Consider the following 22,543-nt stretch of genomic DNA (forward strand, 5'->3'; position numbering starts at 1 on the left):
CTCACGGCGCTCAAACAGAAACTCGCCCGCAATCGTCTGACTCACCCGTTATTCGATACGCCGTTGTTCACGCGCCACCTTGAGACGGCTTACCTCGCCATGTGGCAACGGCAGCAACAGGGGGCGGCGGCGGAGCATATTGCGGTTGCAGACTTATATCGGGAGGGTGAAAATCAATCGTAGGGGCGATTCATGAATCGCCCCTACATGAATGAGTATTTGCTGCGATGCGCATCGCAGCGCAGTGTGTTTTCATAGTGACCAAAAAATCCAGGGAGGGCATATGGCGAAGCCAAGTACAGTAAGAGGTCAATCGAGCCGATCACGCGTTATTGCAACGTTAAGTGAAGGTGCACAGGGCGCGGATGTCATCAAACTACAAAAACAGTTGAAGGTATTGGGGTTTAACCCTGGTGCTGCCGATGGCGATTTTGGTCCGGCGACGACGGCGGCGTTGATTGCATTCCAGAAGAGTGAAGGTTTACTGGCCGATGGTATTGCTGGTCCCAGGACGTTAGCGGCGCTTGGATTAAGCAAGGACGATGCCTTGCCGTCGGCCATTCCGAATGTGACGCCGCTGATTGTTTCGAAAATGTTTCCGGCAACACCCGTCGATAACATCAAGGCCAATTTGCCGTTTGTGCTGGATGCGCTCGTGGATCAGGATTTGGCTGATAAACCGATGGTGCTGATGGCGCTGGCGAGTATTCGTGCCGAGACCGAGAGTTTTGAACCGATCAGTGAGGGCCGATCCAAATTCAATACGTCACCCGGTGGACATCCGTTTGACCTTTACGACAACCGCCGCGATCTGGGCAATCAGGGGCAGGGCGATGGCGACCGTTACAAGGGGCGCGGTTTCATTCAATTAACCGGGCGTGCCAACTATCAGAAGTATGGCAAGGCGATTGGTCTTGGTAATCAGCTTATCAACAAGCCGGAGCTTGCCAATGAGCCTGAAATCGCAGCGGCGCTGCTGGTGAGTTTTTTGAAGGACAAGGAGCGGGCGATCAAGGAAGCGCTGCTGGAACATGATCTGCGGTTGGCCCGGCGCCTGGTTAACGGCGGCAGTCATGGCCTGGATCGGTTTAGCGATACCTATGAAAAAGGGGATCGACTAATCGCGTAGTGCGAGGTTGGGGTAGGGTATAATTGCCGTTTTCAACGGCAGTCTCCTCACCTTATGTCAATTCTTACTTTTCGGGATATTACGCTCGGTTTCGGTCACGTGCCATTGTTGGATCACGTCAGCTTTCAAATTGAACGTGGCGAGCGGCTGTGTCTGGTCGGCCGTAACGGTGCCGGTAAATCCACGCTCTTGAAACTGGTGTCGGGAGAAATTCTACCGGATACCGGTGAGATTGTGCGTGCACAAAATTTGCGCGTGGCACAGCTGGCACAGGAAGTGCCGCAAGGCGTTGACGGGACGATTTATCACGTCGTTGCTGAAGGTTTGGGCAACGTGGGTACGCTGGTCGAACGCTATCATCGCCTGACGCTGGATCTGGCGGCCGGTGATTACTCCAAGCTTGATGATCTGGAGCGTTGCCAGCATGAGTTGGAAGCAGCAAATGGCTGGGTGTTGCAGCAGCGTGTTGAAGCGACGTTATCACGGCTAAATCTGAATCCTGATTTGGAACTGGCGAGCCTCTCCGGTGGTATGAAACGGCGCGTGATGTTGGCGCGTGCACTGGTGGTCGAGCCGGACCTGTTGTTGCTCGACGAGCCCACCAATCATCTTGATATCGATGCCATTCAATGGTTGGAAGAATTTTTACTCGGCTGGAATGGTAGTTTGCTGTTTATTACCCATGACCGTGCGTTTTTACAACGGTTAGCGACACGCATCATCGAGCTGGATCGCGGTCATCTCACCGATTTTCCCGGCGATTATCAGACCTATCTGGCGCGTAAAGAAGCATTGCTGGCCGCAGAAGAAACTCAAAATGCGCTGTTCGATAAAAAACTGGCGCAGGAAGAAGTCTGGATTCGGCAAGGCATCAAGGCTCGCCGCACGCGCAATGAAGGCCGCGTTCGTGCCTTGGAACGCCTGCGCGTGGAGCGCTCAGATCGGCGTGAGCGTACCGGACAGGCGCGTATCACCACGCAGGAAGCGCAACGCTCGGGCAAGATTGTGGTTGAGGCTGAGCACGTGAGTTTTAATTACGATGGCAAGACCGTTATCCGTGATTTGACGACGACGATACTGCGTGGTGACAAAGTCGGCATCATCGGCCCCAATGGCGCGGGCAAGACTACCTTGTTGCGATTGTTGCTGGGCCAGCTTGTGCCCACCAGCGGCCAGATCAAACATGGCACTAATCTCGAAATTGCTTACTTCGATCAATATCGCGCCGTGCTTGATGAGGAAAAAACGGTACAGGAAAATCTCGATCATGGTCGTGACATGATCACCATCGGTGATGGTCAGCGTCATGTATTGAGTTATTTGCAGGATTTTCTTTTTGCACCGGAACGGGCGCGGCAGCCGGTGAAGGCCCTTTCCGGTGGCGAACGCAACCGCCTGTTACTGGCGCGCCTGTTTATCAAGCCCGCCAATGTGCTGGTGCTGGATGAACCGACCAATGATCTTGATGCCGATACCTTGGAATTGCTCGAACAACGGGTCATTGAATACAACGGTACCGTATTGCTGGTCAGCCATGATCGTGCCTTTCTCGATAATGTAGCGACCAGCACCCTGGTCTTTGAGGGGGATGGTGTGGTGAACGAATATGTGGGTGGGTATGAGGATTGGCTGCGCCAACGGCGGCAATCGACAGTAACGCCTGTGGTAGAAACAAAATCGCCGGTTGTTGATACATCTGTTAAAGAAAAATCGAAGAAACTTTCCTACAAAGAACAGCGCGAGCTTGAAACCTTGCCGGTAACGATTGAGACGCTGGAGCAGGAACGGGAACATTTGCAGGCGAGTATGGCTAGCGTCGATTTTTATCAACAGGACAAAACTAAAATTGCGCAGGTACAAACGCGTCTTGAGCAACTCGACCAGTTACTTGCCGGCGCCTATGCCAAGTGGGAAGCATTGGAATCCAAGCGCGGATAGTTGACGGATTCGTTCAGCAGACATTCATTTCCAGGGGTAGAGACTGTACTTAAGGGTGAATAACACCCATTTATGGAAAGAAGGGGAGAATGTCATGAACAAGCACGTTATCTCTTTGGCTTTATTGGGGGGGATGCTAACGACGCCCGCCTTTGCCGCCAGCGATGCCGAGCGCGCCATGATGGGCGCAATTATCGGTGGTGCCTTTGGGGCAGTGATTGGTGATGCCGCCGGTGGGCGAGATGGCGCCATTATGGGGAGTGCCATCGGTGCCGCGACGGGTACCGCCATTATTACCCGTGACAGTCGTGCTTCGGCGCCAGCACCAGTCTATGTGGCGCGCAATGAGCCGGTCATTGTGTATCAAGAGTATAGATACCGTCATGAACATGTGTATTCTTATTACGAAGACTACGAAGAGCATCATGATCACGGCTGGCATCATGGGCATCGAAAACATCGCCATCACCACGATGATGATTGAACGTTAGTTTAAGGCGCCTCTGGTTAATTCGCTAAAGCAACGTCTGCGGCATGCGCTTCGTATAATCCCATGGGGGCGGAGCAGTTCTTGAAAGCGGTCTCCAAAAGCATCGCTGCTTGAGATGATTTTATAACACATTGATAAACAATAATAATATTTATGTTATTGGTGTCAAGCATAGAAAATAAACGCTATTCCGCGGGTCAAAATATTTCGTTTTTTACTGGAATTAGGCTATAGTGCCAGCGTTGGCTGAAGTTGGCTGGCGGCGGTGGTTACTGGATATCCTCCGGTAATACTCCCCATGATGACTTCCTGTTGACGCTACGTTCAATTTTTTGAGGAATACTTTTGTGAGCATCGGTACTGTTAAATGGTTTAATGAATCCAAGGGCTTTGGTTTTATCTCTCCTAAAGATGGCGGTGACGACCTGTTCGTCCACTTCAGCGCCATCACCGGCGACGGTTTCAAAAAGTTGGCCGAAGGCCAAGTGGTGAGCTATGAAGTCGAGCGTGGCCCTAAGGGGCTGCAAGCTACCCGCGTAACTCCGCAAAGCTAAGGGTTCAGTAGAACCATTTAGACAAAAACCCCGCCTATATGGCGGGGTTTTTTGTTTTTGGTGCTTAGTTTGTTAAAACCATGCACCACAGAGTACACAGAGAAATATTAGCGCCTAATCCAGGTCTTCGTATTCTCTGTGCCTCTGTAGTGATTACTTTAGTCCTGCTTCGAACGCCGTTTTTCTTTACCTTTATCACTGGCGCTGTGTTTATCCTTGCCGCCAAACTTCGGTTTACCAACAAACTTCGGTTTGCCACCAAACTTGGGTTTGTCGCCAAATTTAGGTTTATCGCCGGATTTTGGCTTGTCACCGAGTTTGAGTTTGGCACGTGGCGCAGCTTCGTTCTGATCAAGGCGAGTAAGGTTGAGTGGACGGCCAACGACCCGGGCGTTTTTCAAGGTTTGGAAAACATCACGCGGCATGTCTTGTGGCAGATCGACAGTGCTGTAATCATCATGAATCTCGATGCGACCGATAAATTCAGAGTCGATACCGGCTTCATTGGCAATCGCGCCGACGATGTTGCCAGGCGTGACCTTGTGGCGCAGGCCAACATCAAGGCGGTAACGCTCCATGCCTTCGTCAGACGGGCGCTGGCTGCGCTTGGCGCCTGGTTTTTTGTTGTCCTTGCCAGGGCGATCACCACGTTCGAAGCGTCCTTGACGCTCGCGTTCCTGTCCTTGGCGCGGCGGCGGTGCTTTATCAATACGCGGCCTTGCAGCTTCTGCGGTCAGCAATAATGGTTCATCACCTTGCAGTAACTTGGCCAGCGCGGCGCCGATTTCCAGCGCCGGGATGTTATGTTCCTGCTGATATTGTTCCAGCAACTGAGAATACAGTCCCAAACCATCTTCTTGTGCCAGCGTATCGGTAATGCGTTGCTTGAAGCGGGCGATGCGGATGTCGTTGATCATTTCCGTCGACGGCATTTCCATCAAGGCAATGGTTTGCTTTGTTGCACGTTCGATGGTGCGCAGCATGTTGCGCTCGCGCGGTTCGACCAGCAGGATCGCTTCACCGCTGCGGCCAGCACGGCCGGTGCGGCCGATACGATGGACGTAAGGTTCGGTGTCGGAGGGAATGTCGTAATTAATGACGTGACTAATGCGTTCCACATCCAGACCACGCGCCGCAACGTCGGTGGCGACCAGTATGTCGAACTTGCCGGCTTTAAGATCTTCTACCGTGCGTTCACGCTGTTTCTGTGGGATGTCGCCATTGAGCGCAGTGGCGGAGTAACCGCGTGCCTCCAGTTTTTCCGCGAGCTCGATCGTCGCCGTCTTGGTGCGAACGAAGATGATCATGCCGTCAAAGGTTTCGGCTTCGAGGATGCGGGTCAGGGCATCGAGTTTGTGCTGTGCACTGACGAGCCAGTAACGCTGGCGGATGGTCTCGGCAGTCGTGGTGCGGACCTTGATGGTGATTTCCTGCGGATCGCGCAAATGTTTCTGGGCGATGCGGCGCACCACCGAAGGCATGGTGGCTGAGAATAAAGCGATCTGCCGTTCTGACGGAGTTTGTTCCAGGATCCACTCCACGTCATCGATAAAGCCCATGCGCAACATCTCGTCGGCCTCGTCCAGCACCAGGCAACGCAGGTCCTTGAGGTCCAGCGTGCCGCGGCGCATGTGGTCCATGACCCGGCCGGGGGTGCCGACCACGACATGGACGCCGCGCTTGAGGGCGCGAATCTGGCTGCTGTATTCCTGGCCGCCGTAAATCGGCAGCACATGGAAGCCCGGCAGATGGGTTGCGTAGCGCTGCATGGCCTCGGCCACTTGCAGGGCCAGCTCACGGGTTGGCGCTAGCACCAGTGCCTGGGGCCGGGTCAGTTTCAGGTCAATACGGGCCAGCACGGGCAAGGCGAAGGCCGCCGTCTTGCCGGTGCCGGTCTGGGCCTGGCCGAGTACGTCACGGCCATTCAGCAGCGGCGGGATGGTCAGGGCTTGGATGGGGGACGGAGTTTCATAGCCAACGTCGTTCAGTGCCTTAAGTAACGGCGCGGGCAGGCCAAGGTCGCCAAACGTGGCGGTGGCGGTGGTATCAGTGGATGGCATTAAAGATGTACCTTTGGTAGATCTGACCGGCGGGGGGCGGGTCAGGGGAATTAAAACGCAAGTAATCTTATCAGATTTAAGGCTTTTTGGCGAGGTGGCCGTCCGAGGCGTGGAGCAGGGCCCCCGCGTCAGCGGGGATGCGACCCTCGGTGGGGCAGCAAACGTGAAGAAATGACGGAACAACGGAAGTCAGCTCAGCGTTGGTGCTCAGACAGCTGCTTAATTCGTTGCAGGTAGATGGCCTCGTCCGGCGCCTTGCCGTCACGTTGGGCTTGCCACAGGGTTTCGCCCAGGCAGTCCATGATCAGGTGCTCGGTTTGATGGGCGTCCTGGGTGCGGTGCAGGAGCTTTTGGTAGGCCTGACGAATGCCTGTGGGCCGGTCGGCGCCGAGCTGTTCATGGATGGCGATGTGCAGCCCCATGTGGAGGAAAGGATTGGTCTGTCCCATCTCCGGCGTGTAGTCCTTGTCCAGACCCTGTGCTTCATCTGCCAGCAGGGCGTGATATTCAGGATGCAGCGCCACGACGTCGGCGATCATGCGCTCCAAAGGCTCCATCGGTTGTTGTTGCAACTGTTTTTGCCAGCTCTGGAAATAGAAGCGGCGCAGTTGCTGGCGGTCTTGTCCGAAAAACATATTGGGTCTCAATCTTCTGTCTTGTGCTTATATTCGCACAAATCTTCAATCACGCAGGCACTGCATTTTGGTTTCCGTGCCTGGCAGATGTAGCGCCCGTGGAGGATTAGCCAATGATGGGCATCGTGCTTGAACTCATCCGGTACTACTTTGAGCAAGGCCTGCTCGACGGCGAGCGGTGTTTTGCCGGGTGCGAGGCCAATGCGGTTGGCGACGCGGAAGATATGGGTATCGACAGCAATGGTCGGTTCGCCGAAGGCGGTGTTGAGCACGACGTTCGCAGTCTTGCGGCCCACCCCGGGCAGGGCTTCGAGTTCAGCCCGAGTGCGTGGCACTTCGCCGTGATGTTGATCGAGTAATAACTTGCAAGTCTTGATGATGTTGGTGGCCTTGCTGTTAAAGAGGCCGATGGTCTGGATGTATTTCTTTAATGTTGCTTCACCCAAATCGTAAATGGCCTGCGCGGTATTGGCGACGGGAAACAATTTGTCAGTGGCTTTGTTGACGCTTTTGTCCGTCGCTTGCGCCGAGAGCATGACCGCAATCAATAATTCAAACGGTGTGTTGTAGTTTAGTTCGGTGGTCGGCTTTGGATTTTCGGCACGCAGGCGAGCAAAGATTTCACGTCGCTTTTTCGCGTTCATAGCCGAATTAGTTAATGCGCGCCTTGAGCGCTGCCGGGCAGCTCCGCAGTTTTTGTCACAACGCCAGCTTTGCGTTGCACAGAAGCATCAATGATGTTTTTAACCGCGATCAACAGGCCAAGACCGATGAAGGCGCCTGGCGGCAAAATGGCCAGCAAAAATCCACGGTAGTCTTCAATCACGGTCACCGTTAACCAACTGGCGGCATCACCAAACATGGTGCTGGCGTGGGCGAATAAGGTGCCGTGGCCAATCAGTTCGCGCAACGTGGCGAGGAAGATAAGTGCCGCGCCAAAACCTGCGCTCATGGTGAGGCCGTCGAGCATGGCGCGGCCAACGCTGGTTTTGGAGGCAAACGCCTCGGCGCGGCCGAGGACGATGCAGTTGGTGACGATCAGAGCGACAAAGATTCCCAGGATGGTGTAAAGCTCATGGAAGAAGGCATTCATCGCCATTTCGATGGCAGTGACGATGGAGGCGATGACCATGACGAACACAGGTATCCGGGTTTCGGGTTTGACGAAGTCGCGAATCAGTGAGATCGCGCCGTTGGTGAGGATCAGCGCCAGCATAGTGGCGGCGGCCATGCCGATGGCATTGACCATGGTGGTGCTGACGGCCAACACCGGACACATGCCCAGAATTTGTACCAGGGCGGGGTTGTTGCTCCACAGCCCGTCACGAGTGATTTCAGCGTAAGTTTTATCCGCCATTTTGGATCTCCTGGCTGATGGCAGGCGCAAACAAGGCCTGCTTATTTGTCTCAAAATATCTTAACGTGTTATTAACCGCTTTGACTACCGCACGCGGAGTAATGGTGGCACCGGTAAATTGATCGAAGATACCGCCATCTTTGCGCACATGCCAGCCGTGAGCGTCAGGATTGGACGGGCTTTTTCCGCGAAAGTTATTTATCCAATCCGATTTTCCGACTTCAATAAGGTCGCCGAGACCGGGAGTTTCTTTATGTTCCGTGACGCGAACGCCAGCGATGCGGCCATCGTAATAAATGGCAACCAGTAGGTTAATCGAACCGCTGTAACCATCGGGCGCAACGCTGGCGAGGATGGCGGCGACCGGCATGCCATGTTTGCGGGCGCGATAGACAGTGACCGGTTTGGCGGTGCCGAGCAGTTCTTTGGATTGCACCGTGATGGTGTCACTGTAGAGATCGTTGTCGTGTTGTTCTGGCGCAATCAGTTCGTGGAGTGATGCAATCAGTGCCGCCCGGTGATTGGCAGCGATTTGTTGCTTGGTGTTGTCATAGGTGACTGCGACCAATCCGGCGCTGGTGATGGCGAAGACACCCAGGATAGCGGCAGCGAGCATCATATTTTTAGTCGCCATCGTGCTTACTCCTGATGCCCGAAGACGCGCGGTTGGGTGTAGTGATCAATGGTGGGGGCGGCCATATTCATCAACAACACCGCAAAGGCAACGGCATCGGGATAGCCGCCCCAGGTGCGAATGATATAGGTCAGCAGCCCAACACCGGTACCAAATATCAGTCGGCCCTTGAGTGTGGCGGCACCGCTGACGGGGTCGGTGGCAATAAAAAAGGCGCCGAGGATGGCGGCACCGCTGGCGACATGAAATAGCGGCGAGGCATAGAGTTTTGGATCGATGATAAAAAATACCAGCGCAATCAGCGCCAGGCTGCCGAGCGTGGCGACGGGGACATGCCAGGAGATAATTTTTTTATACATCAACCACAGGCCACCGCCGAGAAAAGCAAGATTGACCCATTCCCAGCCTTTGCCGCCGATTGCGCCGAAGATGGGGCTGGCGCTCATGATTTGATCTACCGAGTGGTTGAGGTGGAGTTGGGTTTTGAGGGTGTCGAGCGGCGTTGCTGCGGTAAGGGCGTCAATGTGCAATCCATGCGGTAATGCGCCACTGAAAACCAGGGCCAGAGTTTGCGTGAAATTGAGTGTTTGATGATCGGCAGTGAGCGGTGCCGCCCAGGACGTCATTTCACGCGGAAACGAGACCAGCACCACAACATAGCCAATCATTGCCGGGTTGAAGGGATTAAATCCCAACCCGCCATAAATATGTTTGGCAAATACCATCGCGAAAGCGGTGCCCAACACTGGCAACCACCACGGCGCCAACGGTGGTAATGCCAGCCCGATCAATAAAGCGGTGACCAGGGCACTGTTGTCGCTGAGGAATATGGCAATCGGGCGTTGGCGTAATGCCAACATCAAGGCTTCACTGATGTAAGCAGTGGCGATACAAAGTCCAATGTTGAAAATAACGCCCCAGCCGAATAGCCAGCTATAGAGCGCGGCACCAGGAATCAGTGCCAGTACCACGCGCAGCATCACGATGCTGACGGGCGTCATGCCATGGTAATGGGGTGAACTAGGTGCAAAAAGGCTCATTATTATTGATTATTCATTGTTGGTTGGCGGTGGTGTGGCCTGTGCAAGTCTGCGGCGTCGAGCTTCCGCTTCTTCAATTTGTTGTAACTGGGCCGGTGTCAGGTTCTCGATATTTTTTGGTGCTGTAAACTGCAGTTCTTTTTTCTCTTTTGCACGATTGAGCGCCGCCTGAATTTCAGCCTGCTTCTCTTTCTCGTTATTGTAGCGGCCGCCTTGTTGCCACATTTGTTCGGCTTTTCCTCGTTGCTGGTCGCGTCTGGATTTTGCACGTTCAATCGCAGCTTGCACTTCTGCCTGCCGCTCGGCGGCGATGGCCGAGGCTTTGCCTTCGGCTGCGGCGGCCTTTTTCTGTGCTGCGCGCGCTTCGCGCTCCTGCTTTTCGCGTTCGATGCGAGCGAGGCGGGCTTCATGGCGCTGACGGGCAAGATTGGCCTTTTCTTTTTCCCGTTCCTGCGCCCAGATTTCAGTCTTGGCGAAACGATAATAATGCACCAGCGGGATGTTGCTGGGGCAAACATAGGCGCAGCAGCCGCATTCAATGCAATCGAATAGTTTGTAATCCTGAATTTTGTCGAATTCCTTGGCGCGTGCGTGCCAGTACATCTGTTGGGGCAAAAGGCTCACTGGACAGGCTGCTGCGCACTCGCCGCAGCGGATGCAAGGCATCACCGGACTGGGGGGTGACACATCTTTTTGCGCGGCAGCAATGACACAGTTGGTGGTTTTGACCACTGGGACGCTCGGTGTGTGCAGCGCAAATCCCATCATCGGGCCGCCGACGATGATGCGATCCGGATTGTCTTTCCATCCGCACTGTTCAATCAGTTCATTGACCGGTGTGCCGAGCAAAACTTCGAGATTGGCAGGCTGCTGGGTCGCCGAGCCGGTGACTGTCACAATGCGTGAGATTAATGGTTCGCCCAGATTAATGGCGCGATGGACCGCAGCCGCTGTAGCCACATTGTGGACGACGATACCGATCTGGAACGGCAGGCCATCACTAGGACATTCCTTACCGGTGAGTACCCAGATCAACTGTTTTTCACCGCCCTGCGGGTACTTGGTAGGCACGGCAATCACTTCAATATCTGTGCCACGGGTCGCAATCTTCATCGCTTCCAGGGCTTGCGGTTTGTTGTCTTCAATCGCGATGATGACGTGATCGGCGTGCAGGGCATGACGCATGATTTGCGCGCCGGAAATAATCTCGTCGGCGCGTTCCCGCATCAGCATGTCATCGCAGGTGATGTAGGGCTCACACTCCACACCGTTGATGATCAGTGTGTCGATCACTTTGCCGGGGGTGGGGTTGAGCTTGATAAACGTCGGAAAACCCGCGCCACCTAAACCGACAATCCCCGCGTTACGTATCAGATTGCGCAAGTGACTAGGAGGTGTGTATTGATATTCTGCTTGCGGAACACGTTGACACCATTCATCTAAACCATCGCTATCGATCACAATGCAAGGCGCGCTCAATCCTGAGGGATGAGGGATGGGGAAGATGTCAATGGCATGGATGATGCCGGAAGTGGGTGCGTGCACGGGCGCGCTGACATAGCCATCTGCCTTGGCGATCATTTGACCTTTGAGAACACGTTCACCGATGGTGACAATGGGTTTCGCTGCTTCGCCGATATGTTGATGCAACGGTAATACCAAGCGTTTAGGCAGAATCGCCGCTCGCAAGGATTGCTTGGTTGATTCTTCCTTGTGTTGCGGTGGGTGCAGTCCGCCGGGGAATTTAAAAAGCTTGCGCATCATGGTGTGCCCTGTTCAGCCTCGGGTTGCGGATAAGGCCAGCGCCAATGATGAATATCCTGTTTGATCGGAATCATGGTGATGCAATCCACCGGGCAGGGGGCGATGCAGAGTTCGCAGCCGGTGCATTCCGATTCAATGATGGTATGCATTTGCTTGGCGGCACCCAAAATGGCATCGACCGGGCAGGCCTGAATGCAGAGCGTGCAGCCGATGCAGGTGTTTTCATCGATCACGGCCACCATTTTCGGTTTTTCCACACCGCGTTCCGCGTCCAGGGGCTTGGGATCGCGGCCGAGCAGATCGGCGAGTGAAATAATCGTGGTTTGACCACCGGGAGGGCAACGATTGATATCGGCCTCACCCTTGGCAATCGCTTCGGCATAGGGATGACAGCCAGGGAAACCGCATTGGCCACATTGCGTCTGTGGCAGCAAGGCATCAATCTTTTCGACGAGCGGATCTTCCTCGACCTTGAAGCGGGTTGCGGCATACCCCAGGATCAGACCGAAGACGACCGCCATTGCAGTGATGACCAACACCGCCGTGATCATGGATTATCCCTTCACTAGACCGGAGAAGCCCATGAAGGCGATCGACATCAGGCCCGCAGTGATCAGGGCAATGGCCGGACCGCGAAAGGCGACGGGAACATCGGCAACCAGAATGCGTTCACGCATCGCAGCGAATAACACCAAAACCATTGAAAAGCCCGCTGCGGCACCGAAACCATAAACTGCGGATTCGATGAAGCCGAACTCCTGCTTGACATTCAACAAAGCCACGCCGAGCACGGCGCAATTGGTGGTGATCAGGGGGAGAAAGATGCCGAGCAGGTTGTACAGCACGGGGCTGGTTTTGCGGATCACCATTTCAGTGAATTGCACGACAACGGCAATGACGAGGATGAAGGAAATGGTGCGCAGGTATGTGAGTTCAAACGGCGCCAATAAATAGTGATCGACGAGATAGGCGCAGACAGAGGACAGCGTAAGCACGAAGGCCGTGGCCAATCCCATCCCGGTCGCAGTCTCCAATTTCTTGGAGACACCCAAAAATGGACACAGCCCCAGGAATTTGACCAGGACAAAATTATTGACCAGCACGGTGCTGATCAGGATGAGGACTAATTCGGTCATCACTATCAAGCCTAGCTTACTTCAGGCCTGGAGCCTCCATATTTAACTGCGCTAAACAAATAGACAACGTGAACACCCCAATGTTAGAGATGCCTTATTATTAAATCAACATTGGAAACGTATATCTTATACGGATTTGTTATAAGGGGCTACTTTACCTTCATCCCCGGCTGCGCTCCGGCATGGGGTTCCAGGATCCATAATTCCTGACCACCGGACCCTGCGGCCAGTACCATACCTTCGGAGACGCCAAAGCGCATTTTGCGCGGTGTCAGGTTGGCGACCATTACCGTCAGTTTGCCTTCCAGTTGCTCGGGGGTGTAGGCAGAACGGATACCTGCAAAGACATTACGGGTATTGGCCTCGCCGATATCCAGGGTCAGCCGCAGGAGCTTGTCGGCGCCTTCCACCGTTTCGGCCTTGACGATGCGGGCGATACGCAAATCGACCTTGGCGAAGTCGTCATAACTAATGTGTTCCACTGCTTCCTCCGTGATTTTGGTTTGCTGCGACTCGCCGTGACGTACTGGCGAGTACTGCTGCGGTTTGAGCGTGGCAGCGCTCTCCGCCAGCAGGGCTTCAATCTGTGCTGGCTCAATCCGCTTGAGCAGATGTTGATAGGGATTGATGCGATGGTTGGTCAGTATGTGAGTGCTGTCAGACCATTGCAGTGCCTCGATATTCAAGAATGCTTCCACCTGTTGCGCCAGTTGCGGTAACACCGGCTTGAGATAAAGCGTCAGCAGGCGGAAGACATTGAGGATCGCGCTACAGATTTGTTGCAACTGTTGTTCAGTACCCGCATGTTTGGCAAGTTCCCAAATTTTGGTGGCATCGACATATTCATTGGCGATGTCTGCCAGTGCCATGATCTCGCGCATCGCCTCGCTGAATTGGCGATTCTCATAATAAGCGGCAATTTCATTGGCCTGGCCCTGAATCTGTTTCACCAAGGCATGTCCTGCATGATCAAACTCGGCGCTCAACATACCGTCAAAACGCTTGCTGAGGAATCCCGCCGAGCGTGAAGCTATGTTGATGTATTTGCCGACCAGATTGCTGTTCACGCGCTGTGTGAAATCTTCAAGGTTAAGATCAATGTCTTCGATACGTTCATTGAGCTTGGCGGCGAAATAATAGCGCAGATATTCCGGATTCAAATGATTCAGATAAGTACGCGCCATAATGAAAGTGCCGCGTGATTTCGACATCTTCTGACCATTGACCGTCAAAAAGCCATGAACGCAGATCTTGTTCGGTGTGCGATAACCGGCGAACTTCAGTGTTGCCGGCCAGAACAAGGCATGGAAATAGAGAATGTCTTTGCCGATGAAATGGTAGACCTCGGCCTTGCTGTCAGGTTTCCAGTAGGCATCGAAATCGAGACCTTTGCGATCGCAAAGATGCTTGAAACTGGCCATGTAACCGATCGGCGCGTCGAGCCAAACATAGAGATATTTTCCGGGTGCGCCGGGAATTTCAAAACCAAAATAAGGCGCATCGCGCGAGATGTCCCAATCCTTCAGCCCTGATTCAAACCATTCGCCGATCTTGTTGGCGGCCTCGGTTTGCAGCGGGCCGCCCTCGGCGCCGCCCTTCAACCAGCCGCGCAGGAACTCTTCGCAGGCGCCAAGTTTGAAGAAATGATGTTCCGAGCTGCGCAATTCAGGTTTGGCGCCAGAGACGGCGGAATAGGGATCGATCAATTCCGTAGGGCTGTAAGTTGCGCCGCAGGATTCGCAGGAATCGCCGTATTGATCTGCGGTTTTGCAACGCGGGCACGTGCCTTTGATAAAACGATCCGGCAGGAACATTTGTTTCTGCGGGTCATACAGTTGTTCGATGGTGCGACGTTCGATCAGACCGGCAGCATCGAGTTTGCGGTAGATGTCTTCTGAGAGTGTCTTGTTTTCGGCCGAATTGGTCGAGTGATAGTTGTCGAAGTTAATCAGAAAAGCGGCAAAGTCCCGTGAATGTTCAGCATGAACGCGTTCGATCAGGGTTTCCGGGGTGATGCCTTCCTGCTGGGCCCGCAACATGACCGGAGTGCCGTGGGTGTCGTCAGCGCAGACATAGTGGCATTCATGCCCCCGCATTTTCTGGAAGCGGACCCAGATATCGGTCTGAATATATTCCACCAAGTGGCCGAGGTGGATCGAGCCGTTGGCGTAGGGCAGGGCGCTGGTGACAAGGATCTGGCGTGATGCGTGGCTCATGGGATAAATCAATAGGTTGCGATCGTTGGCATGGGGCCGAAATTATAACCCATGACGATTGCGAGTAACGAACTTTAGTCGAGAGCGGCTGAAAATGACGCCTGACTATTTATTGGGGATGTTGGTGGTATTGGAGTATGGGAACCAGTCGGTCAGGTACGGATCGAATCCGCCCTCGAGATACTGGAATGTGCCGAAGCTATCGCCTACGCCCAACCCCGGCGCAAAGGTAAAACGCCCCCCCGTCAGCTTGGAAGATCGAAGGTTGCTGACGACATCGAAGTCGAGGAAGGGAGAGGGTTGCCCGACATTGAATAGAACAATGCGGTTAGTCATGACACCGGTGGTATTCGGATCGCGGTAAGTCGAATTGCTCATATCAAAACTAAACAAGGACTGTATCTCGGGGGTGATCAATGTTTGGGTGATTGCAGGTTTGTTGAGGAAGCTCAGTTTACGGGTTTCCTGGTTAAAATCCTTGTCTTGAACGACTTGGCGGAAAATGACCCGCTCGGGGTTGCCGGTGCCACTGCCGGATAACGTGGCAGCGGAGAGTGGATCGGCCCAGCCTTTAAATGCCGGAGCCAGATCCGCGCCACCATTAAAAACACCGCTGCTGGAAGAGAAGGGGGCGCCGTTGGGCCAGCAGCAGTTTATGCCGCCGCCAGGGAGCGTGGCAACGGCGATGTAGTATTCCTGCGCAAATGCGCTGCTCGGGTCGCCGATCATGACATGGTAATAACTTAAGCCTTGGTCGGTGACGAGCTCCTGGTAGAACGGGGTTTTGTCAGGATCGGTAAACGAGCTGCCGCGAACACAGCCCCCGGAAGTTGGGGTGGTGCAGTCGATGTTGGTGATATTGGGAACCCGCTGATTGATCGGGACGGGTAAAAAATTCAACGTCAAACCCGCCATCGCCGTGGATGGCATGGCGGCGTAAAAAACGAATACTAATGTGGCCATTGCGAATAGCCATGCCCGTGGTCGCGTATTTGTTATCATGCGGCGCCCCCTTGCAAGCCGGCGTTTATATTCTTACGCGTTGTTTATATTTCTTTAGCATGAAATCTTTAGTGCAGCAATGAGTATTTGCTTAAGCCCTGCAAATCATGTGTATTGTGTTGCACGCGCTATAAAACACTAAAATCTAGAAATATATTTAATATCCGGAACCTACTACAATAAACCGATATTCTAGCGCCCAGAAACCAGAAATAGAATGAGGAGTGGTTTGTTGTATGACAGATGTTATGCGCCGTCGTATTGAAGAGGCATTGAAACAGGTTGTGGATGTCTACCTGGGGATTGACCTTGTTTCCGCCAAGGTGGTGAAGCAGATAACCGTTGAAAATAATGCCGCGCAGGTCAAGCTGGTATTTGGCTATCCGGCGGGGGGGTACGCCTCTATTGTGGCGGAACAGGTCCGGTCGGCGGTGGCACAAATCCCTGGCGTGACTTCCGTAGGCGTGAATGTGACGACGGAAGTCGTGGCGCATTCCGTGCAGCGCGGGGTCAAGCTGTTACAGAATGTGAAAAACATTATTGCTGTTGCTTCCGGCAAGGGCGGTGTGGGCAAGTCGACGACGGCGGTTAATCTGGCGCTGGCGTTGGCCCAGCAGGGGGGGCGGGTTGGGATTCTGGACGCGGATATTTATGGCCCCAGTCAGCCGCGCATGTTGGGCATCGAAGGCAAGCCGGAATCAAAAGACGGCAAGACCATGGAGCCGTTGCTGGCGTATGGTGTGCAGGCGATGTCGATCGGGTTTCTGATCGACGAGGAAACCCCCATGATCTGGCGCGGCCCGATGGTGACTCAGGCCCTGGAGCAGTTGCTGCGCGAGACCAACTGGCAGAATCTGGATTATCTGGTGATCGACCTGCCGCCGGGTACCGGTGACATTCAGCTGACCCTGTCGCAGAAGATACCGGTGTCGGGCGCGGTGATCGTCACCACGCCACAAGACATAGCCCTGCTCGATGCCCGCAAGGGTTTGAAGATGTTCGAGAAGGTGGAAGTGCCGGTATTGGGGATCATCGAGAACATGAGTACCCATATCTGTAGCCAATGTGGCCACGAGGAACACATCTTCGGTGAAGGCGGTGGCCAGCGTATGGCGCAACAATATGGGATCGAACTGCTGGGTTCGTTGCCGCTGGATATCCGCATCCGGGAAGATGCCGATGGCGGCCGGCCGAGCGTGGTGGCGGAACCGGAGGGGACAATTGCCCAGGCATATTCCGAGATCGCGCGTAAAATCGCGGCCAAGTTATCGTTGCGGGCCAAGGATTTTACTTCGAAATTTCCCAATATCGTGATTCAGCAGACCTGAAGGTTTGATTTAACCACGGAGACACAGAGGGCACAGAGCGGAGTGCTTAGCCAATTCTCCATGTTCTCTGTGCCTCTGTGGTGAATAACTATTAAAGCTGTGGTGAGTCTTGGGTATAATCCCGGTTCCTTTCCTGTTGGGTGGTGCCTTAGATTTATGAGTATTAAGTCGGACAAGTGGATCCGCCGGATGGCGGCAGAGGGGATGATCGAGCCGTTTGAGCCAGGGCAGGTGCGTGAAACGAAGAGCCAGGGCCGCATCATTTCCTATGGCACATCGAGTTATGGTTATGATGTGCGTTGCGCCAATGAGTTTAAAGTGTTTACCAATATCAACGCCGTCATCGTTGATCCGAAAAACTTCGATGAGAACAGTTTTGTTTCCATGGAATCTGACGTTTGTATCATCCCGCCAAATTCTTTTGCACTGGCGCGGACGGTGGAATATTTTCGTATCCCGCGTAGTGTGTTGACGGTGTGTCTGGGTAAGTCTACGTATGCCCGCTGCGGCATCATTGTTAACGTCACGCCGTTGGAACCCGAGTGGGAAGGGCATGTGACGCTGGAGTTTTCCAACACCACACCGTTGCCAGCGAAGATTTATGCCAATGAAGGCGTCGCGCAGATGTTGTTCTTTGAATCTGATGAAGTGTGCGAGACCTCATATCGCGATCGCGGCGGCAAGTATCAGGGACAGCGGGGCGTTACGCTTCCCAAGACGTAATTAACTGAGGTAAACCTCCGGCTTTGCCGGAGGACTTATCAAGGTTTGACCGATGCGGCGGTTGATGTTTTGGTTTTTATCCCCTCCTCCTTTAGGAGGAGGGGATAAAGAGTTGTGTTACTGACCATTTTAAGATGGCCCACGGTGTTAACACGCCTTTGAGGCGCTCGCCCAATAAGCCACCGGCTTTGCCGGTGGTCATTTAACTCTGCGTAGGGGCGATTCATGAATCGCCCCTATCTTAGCGTTTCGCTTTTGCAGTTTCGCTTTCAGTATGCTTGGTGGTTTTTGAAGCGGCGGGTTCGGTTGGAATTGCCACCGTGATCTGCGGGATGCGCGACAACGACTTGATGGTCATGGTCAGACCGTCTTGTTCCAGTTTCACCGGTATATATCCCAGTTGCGGCGCGCACCAGAGGATGGTTTGATGGTTGCCGCTGCGTTCCAGCTTCAGCGTCTTGAAAGTACCCAATTCGGTGGTCACGGTTTCATCGCCGGCGACGGTAAATAGGTGATTTTTGATCGCGCCGCTGTCGGCGATCAAGTAAGTCAGTTCCTGGCGGCCCTGTTGCAAGTCATGAATGAGTGCCAGGTGAAAGAGCAATTTGTCCAGAATTCCAGGTTGAACGGCGGTTTCCCACGATTCGGCGCCCGAGCTCGTCGCCGTTAATTTTTGCCAATCGAAATTGATTTTGAACTGGCGAGGATCTTTGTCGCCACGGCGATCATAGAGGTAACTGAGCGGGCGTAATTGGCCTTCGACATAAATCCATTCACTCATTTCAGTGATCGTCGATTTGGTAAACAGTTTAACGATCCCCAGCGGCTTGGCTTCGGAAAGAAAAACATAAGTATCGTTTGCGGTGCGATAAACGCGGCGCGTCAAGTCGGCGAGTTCAAGCGCTCCTTTGCTGAGGACATAGTTGGCGGTGAATTCGGGTGAGGGTGGAGCGGGTGTATCAGCGGCGAGAATGACGGTCTGGTGGACGAAAGCGACAGCGCCGAGCAGGCCGATGATCCAGCGTCGTATCCCCAGTAATGTTGTCATTAATAGTGTTTCTCCAGTTGTGCTACCGGTTGGCCATCGAGCAGTGCCTGATGATCGTCCAGTCGTAATCTTCCTTGCGCAAACCACTTGACCGCTTCCGGGTAGATTCGGTGTTCCTCGATCAACACCCGGGCCGCCAGTGTTTGCGCGTCATCCCCTGAGTGTATCGGCACTTGAGCGCGAATGACCACCGGGCCGCCATCGAGATCAGGAGTGACGAAATGGATGCTGGCGCCATGCACTGCTGCACCGCTGTCCAATGCACGCCGATGGGTATTGAGTCCGGTGAAATTAGGCAACAACGAGGGGTGAATGTTCAGCATTCTGCCCAGATAATGGTTTACAAAATCGGGTGTCAGGATGCGCATGAAGCCGGCAAGGGCAACCAAGCCGGGTTGATAACTGTCGATGCTCTTTTCCAGCGCCAGTTCAAAACTGCGCCGATCCGGGAATTGACGATGATCGATCACGTGGCTGGGGATCCCAGCCCGTTTCGCGCGCACCAATCCCCCCGCCTCAGGCCGATTGCTAATCACCGCGCAGATGCGGGCCGGATAATCCGCCGCGGCGGTGGCATCGATCAGCGCTTGCAAATTGCTGCCGCTGCCGGAGATCAGGACGACCACCGGCAGGCGTTGGGCTGACGCTGTTGTCATGCTCAGGGGAGAATAATGACCTGTTCGGCCGGAGCGGTGGCGGCTTCGATGGTGCCGATCGGCCACGCCTGCTCGCCCGCCTGGCGCAGATGCGTCAGGGTCTTTTCGGCGTCGTGGGCTGAGACGATTACGATCATGCCGATGCCGCAGTTGAAGGTACGGTACATCTCTTTGTCTTCGACCTGGCCCTTGTCCTGCAGCCAGTTAAAGATGGCCGGGCGGGCCCAGCTGTGAGCATCAATGACGGCCTCGCTGTGCTCGGGCATGACGCGCGGAATATTTTCCAGCAGGCCGCCACCGGTGATGTGGGCCAAGGCGTGGACATCCACCTTCTCCAGCAAGCTGAGCAGTGGCTTGATATAAATGCGTGTTGGGGCCAGCAAGGTTTCGCCAAGTGTGCTGCCTGCGAAACTTTGATCGAGGCGGGCGCCGGAAACCTGGAGGATTTTGCGAATCAGCGAATAGCCATTCGAGTGCGGCCCGGAGGAGGCGATGCCGATGATGACGTCTCCCGCCTGTACCTTGCTGCCGTCGATGATCTTGTCTTTTTCCACCACACCGACGCAAAATCCGGCGAGATCATAATCTTCGCCGTGATACATGCCGGGCATTTCGGCAGTTTCGCCACCGACCAGGGCGCAACCGGCTTGCTCGCAACCGATGCCGATGCCGTTGATCACAGCAGCGGCAGTCGCAACATCCAATTTGCCGGTGGCGTAATAATCGAGGAAGAAGAGTGGCTCGGCGCCTTGGACGACCAGGTCGTTGGCGCACATGGCGACCAGATCGATGCCGATAGTGTCATGCTTGCCGATATCCATCGCCAGCCGCAGCTTGGTCCCGACGCCGTCTGTGCCGGAGACCAGCACCGGATTGCGGTAGCGGTCGAGCGGCAGTTCGAACAAGGCGCCGAAGCCGCCGAGTCCGGCCAGCACGCCGGGGCGGCGGGTGCGTTTGGCAATGGGTTTGATGGCTTCGACCAAACGGTTGCCGGCGTCGATATCGACCCCTGCATCACGGTAGCTAAGTCCTTTGTCAGTGGGGTTCTGCGGCGAATTGGCCATGGCGGTTGTACTCTTTAAGTTATCCGACGGGATGAGAGAAGGTGTATCATTTTAAAGGAACTTTTCACAATCAGCGACCGGGATTTTGAGCGGGACGAACAGGATACGGATATGCGTTGGATAAAGATCATTCAAACCGGGATGCTGGGGTTATTGCTGTGGGCCGGGTTGGCGGGGAATCTGTGGGCGGCGCGGGCCGAAGGTGTCTACGAGGCGCAGATCCCGGTGAAGTCGATGGAGCAGTCAGAGCGGCTGGAAGGCTATACCCAGGGCTTACGGCAGGTGGTCGTGAAAGTGACCGGAGATCGCCGTGCCGTCGACAATCCGGTCGTGGCGGAGATGATGAAACGTGCTAGCCAATGGGTGTTGCAATACCGCTACCGCGATTTGCCGGACGTTCAGGCGGCGGCACTCAAGGCTGCGAGCTTTAACCGGATGCTGGTGGTCGAGTTTGATGGTGGTGCAGTGACCAGCGCCCTGGCAAAGGCGAATCTGCCGTTGTGGGGACGCACGCGGCCCCAATTCCTGCTCTGGCTGGCGGTGGATGAACGCACGAATCGTTATTTGGCCGGTGCCAATAGCGGGCTAGAGGTTGAGTATTACGTGAATAATGCGGCCTGGATGCGTGGTCTGCCCGTCATCTTGCCGCTGCAGGACTTGGAGGATCAGTCCAAACTGCGTTTCGCCGACGTGTGGGGTGATTTTCAGCAATCGATTGTTGATGCCTCAGCACGTTATGGCGCCGATGGCATATTGGTCGGGCGTTTGAATCGCCTTGATAGTGGTGCCTGGCAAGGACGTTGGTCGTCGTATCAAAGGGGGGAAACTTTGCGCTGGTCAAACCAGGGGGGGAGCGCGGCGGAAGTCGTGACGGCGGGTATCGATGCCGTCGCCGATAATGTCGGGCGACGTATGGCTCAGGTCTCTGATCCTGGTGCTGGGCGTCAATTGCGAGTCACCGTTAATGATGTGAATAGTCTGGCCGGTTACGCACGGGTAAGGCGCTATCTGGAATCGCTGGATGCTGTTGAGAAGGTGTATGTCGAGCAGGTGACTTATGATTCGCTGGTCATGGCGCTTGACATGCGTGCTGATGGTGCTGTGCTACGGCAAGTGATTGCCTTGGGCAGTACGCTGGCAGCCATTGATGCAGCTGCGGGCGCCGCTAATGATGAAAGGATGATTTTCCGCTTGCTGCCATGATGTTTAAATCTCGCGATATACCCAACATAATCAGTGTTGCGCGCATCCTGCTCAGTTTTCCGCTGGCGTATTTGTTGTTAGAGGAACGCTATGGTGAGGCGATAGGGTTGTATTTTATCGCGGGTGTTTCCGATGCGCTGGATGGTTATCTTGCCAAGAGCCGAGGTTGGTATAGCCGCCTGGGATCGATTCTTGATCCGCTGGCAGATAAGGTGTTGCTACTGACAACATACATCGTGCTGGGTTGGAGTGGCGTATTGCCTTTGTGGCTGGTGTCGATGGTGGTTGGGCGCGATGTGGTCATTGTATCCGGTGCGCTGGCGTATCACGTCTTGATCGGCAGTTACGATATGGCACCCACCTGGATCAGCAAGGCCAATACGACATTGCAGATAATCTTGGGATTGGCGGTGGTCGTGTCACTGGGTTTGATGGCATTGCCCGCAGCGATGCTGACGGGATTGGAATATGCCGTTGGCATTGTTACAGCGCTAAGTGGTCTGGATTATGTCTGGACCTGGAGTAGAAAGGCACGGTTTGCTTACGCTGCTAATAAACGTCACTAA

At 54.4% G+C, this 22,543-nt stretch carries 23 protein-coding genes; 9 read left to right on the forward strand and 14 right to left on the reverse strand.

The window, feature by feature from the left end; genetic code table 11:
* The 5 genes from HY272_12900 to HY272_12920 all read left to right on the forward strand — a co-directional run.
* Positions 1-183, forward strand: a 183-nt coding sequence (locus HY272_12900) for a hypothetical protein (protein ID MBI3773582.1), incomplete at its 5' end; no start/stop codon positions are given.
* A 100-nt stretch (positions 184-283) separates the two neighbouring features.
* Complete coding sequence (locus HY272_12905) at positions 284-1,129, forward strand: peptidoglycan-binding protein (GenBank protein ID MBI3773583.1); 846 nt, start codon at positions 284-286, stop codon at positions 1,127-1,129.
* A 54-nt stretch (positions 1,130-1,183) separates the two neighbouring features.
* Positions 1,184-3,067 (forward strand): ATP-binding cassette domain-containing protein, encoded by a 1,884-nt coding sequence (locus tag HY272_12910; GenBank protein MBI3773584.1) that lies wholly within the window; start codon positions 1,184-1,186, stop codon positions 3,065-3,067.
* Positions 3,068-3,161: 94 nt separating this feature from the next.
* Positions 3,162-3,551, forward strand: coding sequence for a hypothetical protein (locus HY272_12915; GenBank protein ID MBI3773585.1), 390 nt, complete (start codon positions 3,162-3,164; stop codon positions 3,549-3,551).
* 353 nt (positions 3,552-3,904) lie between these two features.
* A complete protein-coding gene (locus tag HY272_12920) occupies positions 3,905-4,111 on the forward strand; it encodes a cold-shock protein (protein MBI3773586.1) in 207 nt (68 codons plus the stop codon).
* Between the two features lie 158 nt (positions 4,112-4,269).
* Here the strand turns inward: HY272_12920 and HY272_12925 are convergent, their stop codons facing one another.
* From HY272_12925 to HY272_12975, 11 genes are all read right to left on the reverse strand, one after another.
* Positions 4,270-6,171 (reverse strand): DEAD/DEAH box helicase, encoded by a 1,902-nt coding sequence (locus tag HY272_12925; GenBank protein ID MBI3773587.1) that lies wholly within the window; start codon positions 6,169-6,171, stop codon positions 4,270-4,272.
* A 194-nt stretch (positions 6,172-6,365) separates the two neighbouring features.
* Positions 6,366-6,806 carry a DUF1841 family protein gene (locus tag HY272_12930; protein MBI3773588.1) on the reverse strand — a complete coding sequence of 147 codons (441 nt, stop codon included), beginning with the start codon at positions 6,804-6,806 and terminating at the stop codon, positions 6,366-6,368.
* 8 nt (positions 6,807-6,814) lie between these two features.
* Positions 6,815-7,450 carry an endonuclease III gene (gene nth, locus HY272_12935; GenBank protein ID MBI3773589.1) on the reverse strand — a complete coding sequence of 212 codons (636 nt, stop codon included), beginning with the start codon at positions 7,448-7,450 and terminating at the stop codon, positions 6,815-6,817.
* Positions 7,451-7,461: 11 nt separating this feature from the next.
* The gene (locus tag HY272_12940) at positions 7,462-8,163 is read right to left on the reverse strand and encodes an electron transport complex subunit E (GenBank protein ID MBI3773590.1); all 702 of its coding nucleotides are present in this window, start codon (positions 8,161-8,163) and stop codon (positions 7,462-7,464) included.
* Positions 8,153-8,782, reverse strand: a complete 630-nt coding sequence (gene rsxG, locus HY272_12945; protein MBI3773591.1) for an electron transport complex subunit RsxG — start codon at positions 8,780-8,782, stop codon at positions 8,153-8,155. Before rsxG ends, HY272_12940 begins: the two co-directional genes overlap by 11 nt.
* 20 nt (positions 8,783-8,802) lie before the next feature.
* Positions 8,803-9,837 (reverse strand): electron transport complex subunit RsxD, encoded by a 1,035-nt coding sequence (rsxD, locus tag HY272_12950; protein MBI3773592.1) that lies wholly within the window; start codon positions 9,835-9,837, stop codon positions 8,803-8,805.
* Between the two features lie 9 nt (positions 9,838-9,846).
* Positions 9,847-11,601: an electron transport complex subunit RsxC gene (gene rsxC, locus HY272_12955; protein MBI3773593.1), complete on the reverse strand. Its 1,755-nt coding sequence runs from the start codon at positions 11,599-11,601 to the stop codon at positions 9,847-9,849.
* Positions 11,598-12,152: an electron transport complex subunit RsxB gene (gene rsxB, locus HY272_12960; GenBank protein ID MBI3773594.1), complete on the reverse strand. Its 555-nt coding sequence runs from the start codon at positions 12,150-12,152 to the stop codon at positions 11,598-11,600. Before rsxB ends, rsxC begins: the two co-directional genes overlap by 4 nt.
* A gap of 3 nt (positions 12,153-12,155) precedes the next feature.
* Positions 12,156-12,737 (reverse strand): electron transport complex subunit RsxA, encoded by a 582-nt coding sequence (rsxA, locus tag HY272_12965; protein ID MBI3773595.1) that lies wholly within the window; start codon positions 12,735-12,737, stop codon positions 12,156-12,158.
* Positions 12,738-12,886: 149 nt separating this feature from the next.
* Positions 12,887-14,953: a methionine--tRNA ligase gene (metG, locus tag HY272_12970; protein ID MBI3773596.1), complete on the reverse strand. Its 2,067-nt coding sequence runs from the start codon at positions 14,951-14,953 to the stop codon at positions 12,887-12,889.
* 105 nt (positions 14,954-15,058) lie between these two features.
* Positions 15,059-15,955 carry a hypothetical protein gene (locus tag HY272_12975; protein ID MBI3773597.1) on the reverse strand — a complete coding sequence of 299 codons (897 nt, stop codon included), beginning with the start codon at positions 15,953-15,955 and terminating at the stop codon, positions 15,059-15,061.
* A gap of 236 nt (positions 15,956-16,191) precedes the next feature.
* On the opposite strand from HY272_12975, the gene apbC reads away from it, so the two are divergent.
* Both apbC and HY272_12985 read left to right on the forward strand, forming a co-directional pair.
* Positions 16,192-17,283: an iron-sulfur cluster carrier protein ApbC gene (gene apbC / locus HY272_12980; GenBank protein MBI3773598.1), complete on the forward strand. Its 1,092-nt coding sequence runs from the start codon at positions 16,192-16,194 to the stop codon at positions 17,281-17,283.
* A gap of 156 nt (positions 17,284-17,439) precedes the next feature.
* Positions 17,440-18,006: a dCTP deaminase gene (locus HY272_12985; GenBank protein ID MBI3773599.1), complete on the forward strand. Its 567-nt coding sequence runs from the start codon at positions 17,440-17,442 to the stop codon at positions 18,004-18,006.
* Positions 18,007-18,247: 241 nt separating this feature from the next.
* On the opposite strand, the gene HY272_12990 is transcribed toward HY272_12985, so the two are convergent.
* The 3 genes from HY272_12990 to purM are packed head-to-tail and all read right to left on the reverse strand — an operon-like array spanning position 18,248 to position 20,774.
* Complete coding sequence (locus HY272_12990; GenBank protein ID MBI3773600.1) at positions 18,248-19,054, reverse strand: DUF3108 domain-containing protein; 807 nt, start codon at positions 19,052-19,054, stop codon at positions 18,248-18,250.
* Positions 19,054-19,710, reverse strand: coding sequence for a phosphoribosylglycinamide formyltransferase (gene purN / locus HY272_12995; protein MBI3773601.1), 657 nt, complete (start codon positions 19,708-19,710; stop codon positions 19,054-19,056). The genes HY272_12990 and purN overlap by 1 nt, the downstream gene beginning before the upstream one ends.
* A gap of 2 nt (positions 19,711-19,712) precedes the next feature.
* Positions 19,713-20,774 carry a phosphoribosylformylglycinamidine cyclo-ligase gene (gene purM / locus HY272_13000; protein MBI3773602.1) on the reverse strand — a complete coding sequence of 354 codons (1,062 nt, stop codon included), beginning with the start codon at positions 20,772-20,774 and terminating at the stop codon, positions 19,713-19,715.
* 111 nt (positions 20,775-20,885) lie between these two features.
* Between purM and HY272_13005 the strand changes: the two genes are divergently transcribed.
* Both HY272_13005 and HY272_13010 read left to right on the forward strand, forming a co-directional pair.
* Positions 20,886-21,977: a DUF2066 domain-containing protein gene (locus HY272_13005; GenBank protein MBI3773603.1), complete on the forward strand. Its 1,092-nt coding sequence runs from the start codon at positions 20,886-20,888 to the stop codon at positions 21,975-21,977.
* The gene (locus HY272_13010) at positions 21,977-22,543 is read left to right on the forward strand and encodes a CDP-alcohol phosphatidyltransferase family protein (GenBank protein ID MBI3773604.1); all 567 of its coding nucleotides are present in this window, start codon (positions 21,977-21,979) and stop codon (positions 22,541-22,543) included. Before HY272_13005 ends, HY272_13010 begins: the two co-directional genes overlap by 1 nt.

Source organism: Gammaproteobacteria bacterium, assembly GCA_016200485.1.
Classification (GTDB): Bacteria; Pseudomonadota; Gammaproteobacteria; order Tenderiales; family Tenderiaceae; genus JACQEP01.

What these genes read in the sequence shown, in the direction of transcription:
- metG (MBI3773596.1), bottom strand. Translation starts at nt 14,953, where the DNA reads ATGAGCCACGCATCACGCCAGATCCTTGTCACCAGCGCCCTGCCCTAC.
- purM (MBI3773602.1), bottom strand. Translation starts at nt 20,774, where the DNA reads ATGGCCAATTCGCCGCAGAACCCCACTGACAAAGGACTTAGCTACCGT.
- apbC (MBI3773598.1), top strand. Translation starts at nt 16,192, where the DNA reads ATGACAGATGTTATGCGCCGTCGTATTGAAGAGGCATTGAAACAGGTT.
- HY272_12915 (MBI3773585.1), top strand. Translation starts at nt 3,162, where the DNA reads ATGAACAAGCACGTTATCTCTTTGGCTTTATTGGGGGGGATGCTAACG.
- HY272_13005 (MBI3773603.1), top strand. Translation starts at nt 20,886, where the DNA reads ATGCGTTGGATAAAGATCATTCAAACCGGGATGCTGGGGTTATTGCTG.
- rsxC (MBI3773593.1), bottom strand. Translation starts at nt 11,601, where the DNA reads ATGATGCGCAAGCTTTTTAAATTCCCCGGCGGACTGCACCCACCGCAA.
- HY272_12910 (MBI3773584.1), top strand. Translation starts at nt 1,184, where the DNA reads ATGTCAATTCTTACTTTTCGGGATATTACGCTCGGTTTCGGTCACGTG.
- nth (MBI3773589.1), bottom strand. Translation starts at nt 7,450, where the DNA reads ATGAACGCGAAAAAGCGACGTGAAATCTTTGCTCGCCTGCGTGCCGAA.
- HY272_12905 (MBI3773583.1), top strand. Translation starts at nt 284, where the DNA reads ATGGCGAAGCCAAGTACAGTAAGAGGTCAATCGAGCCGATCACGCGTT.
- purN (MBI3773601.1), bottom strand. Translation starts at nt 19,710, where the DNA reads ATGACAACAGCGTCAGCCCAACGCCTGCCGGTGGTCGTCCTGATCTCC.
- rsxA (MBI3773595.1), bottom strand. Translation starts at nt 12,737, where the DNA reads ATGACCGAATTAGTCCTCATCCTGATCAGCACCGTGCTGGTCAATAAT.
- HY272_12940 (MBI3773590.1), bottom strand. Translation starts at nt 8,163, where the DNA reads ATGGCGGATAAAACTTACGCTGAAATCACTCGTGACGGGCTGTGGAGC.
- HY272_12985 (MBI3773599.1), top strand. Translation starts at nt 17,440, where the DNA reads ATGAGTATTAAGTCGGACAAGTGGATCCGCCGGATGGCGGCAGAGGGG.
- HY272_12975 (MBI3773597.1), bottom strand. Translation starts at nt 15,955, where the DNA reads ATGATAACAAATACGCGACCACGGGCATGGCTATTCGCAATGGCCACA.
- HY272_12990 (MBI3773600.1), bottom strand. Translation starts at nt 19,054, where the DNA reads ATGACAACATTACTGGGGATACGACGCTGGATCATCGGCCTGCTCGGC.
- rsxB (MBI3773594.1), bottom strand. Translation starts at nt 12,152, where the DNA reads ATGATCACGGCGGTGTTGGTCATCACTGCAATGGCGGTCGTCTTCGGT.
- HY272_13010 (MBI3773604.1), top strand. Translation starts at nt 21,977, where the DNA reads ATGTTTAAATCTCGCGATATACCCAACATAATCAGTGTTGCGCGCATC.
- rsxG (MBI3773591.1), bottom strand. Translation starts at nt 8,782, where the DNA reads ATGATGCTCGCTGCCGCTATCCTGGGTGTCTTCGCCATCACCAGCGCC.
- HY272_12930 (MBI3773588.1), bottom strand. Translation starts at nt 6,806, where the DNA reads ATGTTTTTCGGACAAGACCGCCAGCAACTGCGCCGCTTCTATTTCCAG.
- rsxD (MBI3773592.1), bottom strand. Translation starts at nt 9,837, where the DNA reads ATGAGCCTTTTTGCACCTAGTTCACCCCATTACCATGGCATGACGCCC.
- HY272_12925 (MBI3773587.1), bottom strand. Translation starts at nt 6,171, where the DNA reads ATGCCATCCACTGATACCACCGCCACCGCCACGTTTGGCGACCTTGGC.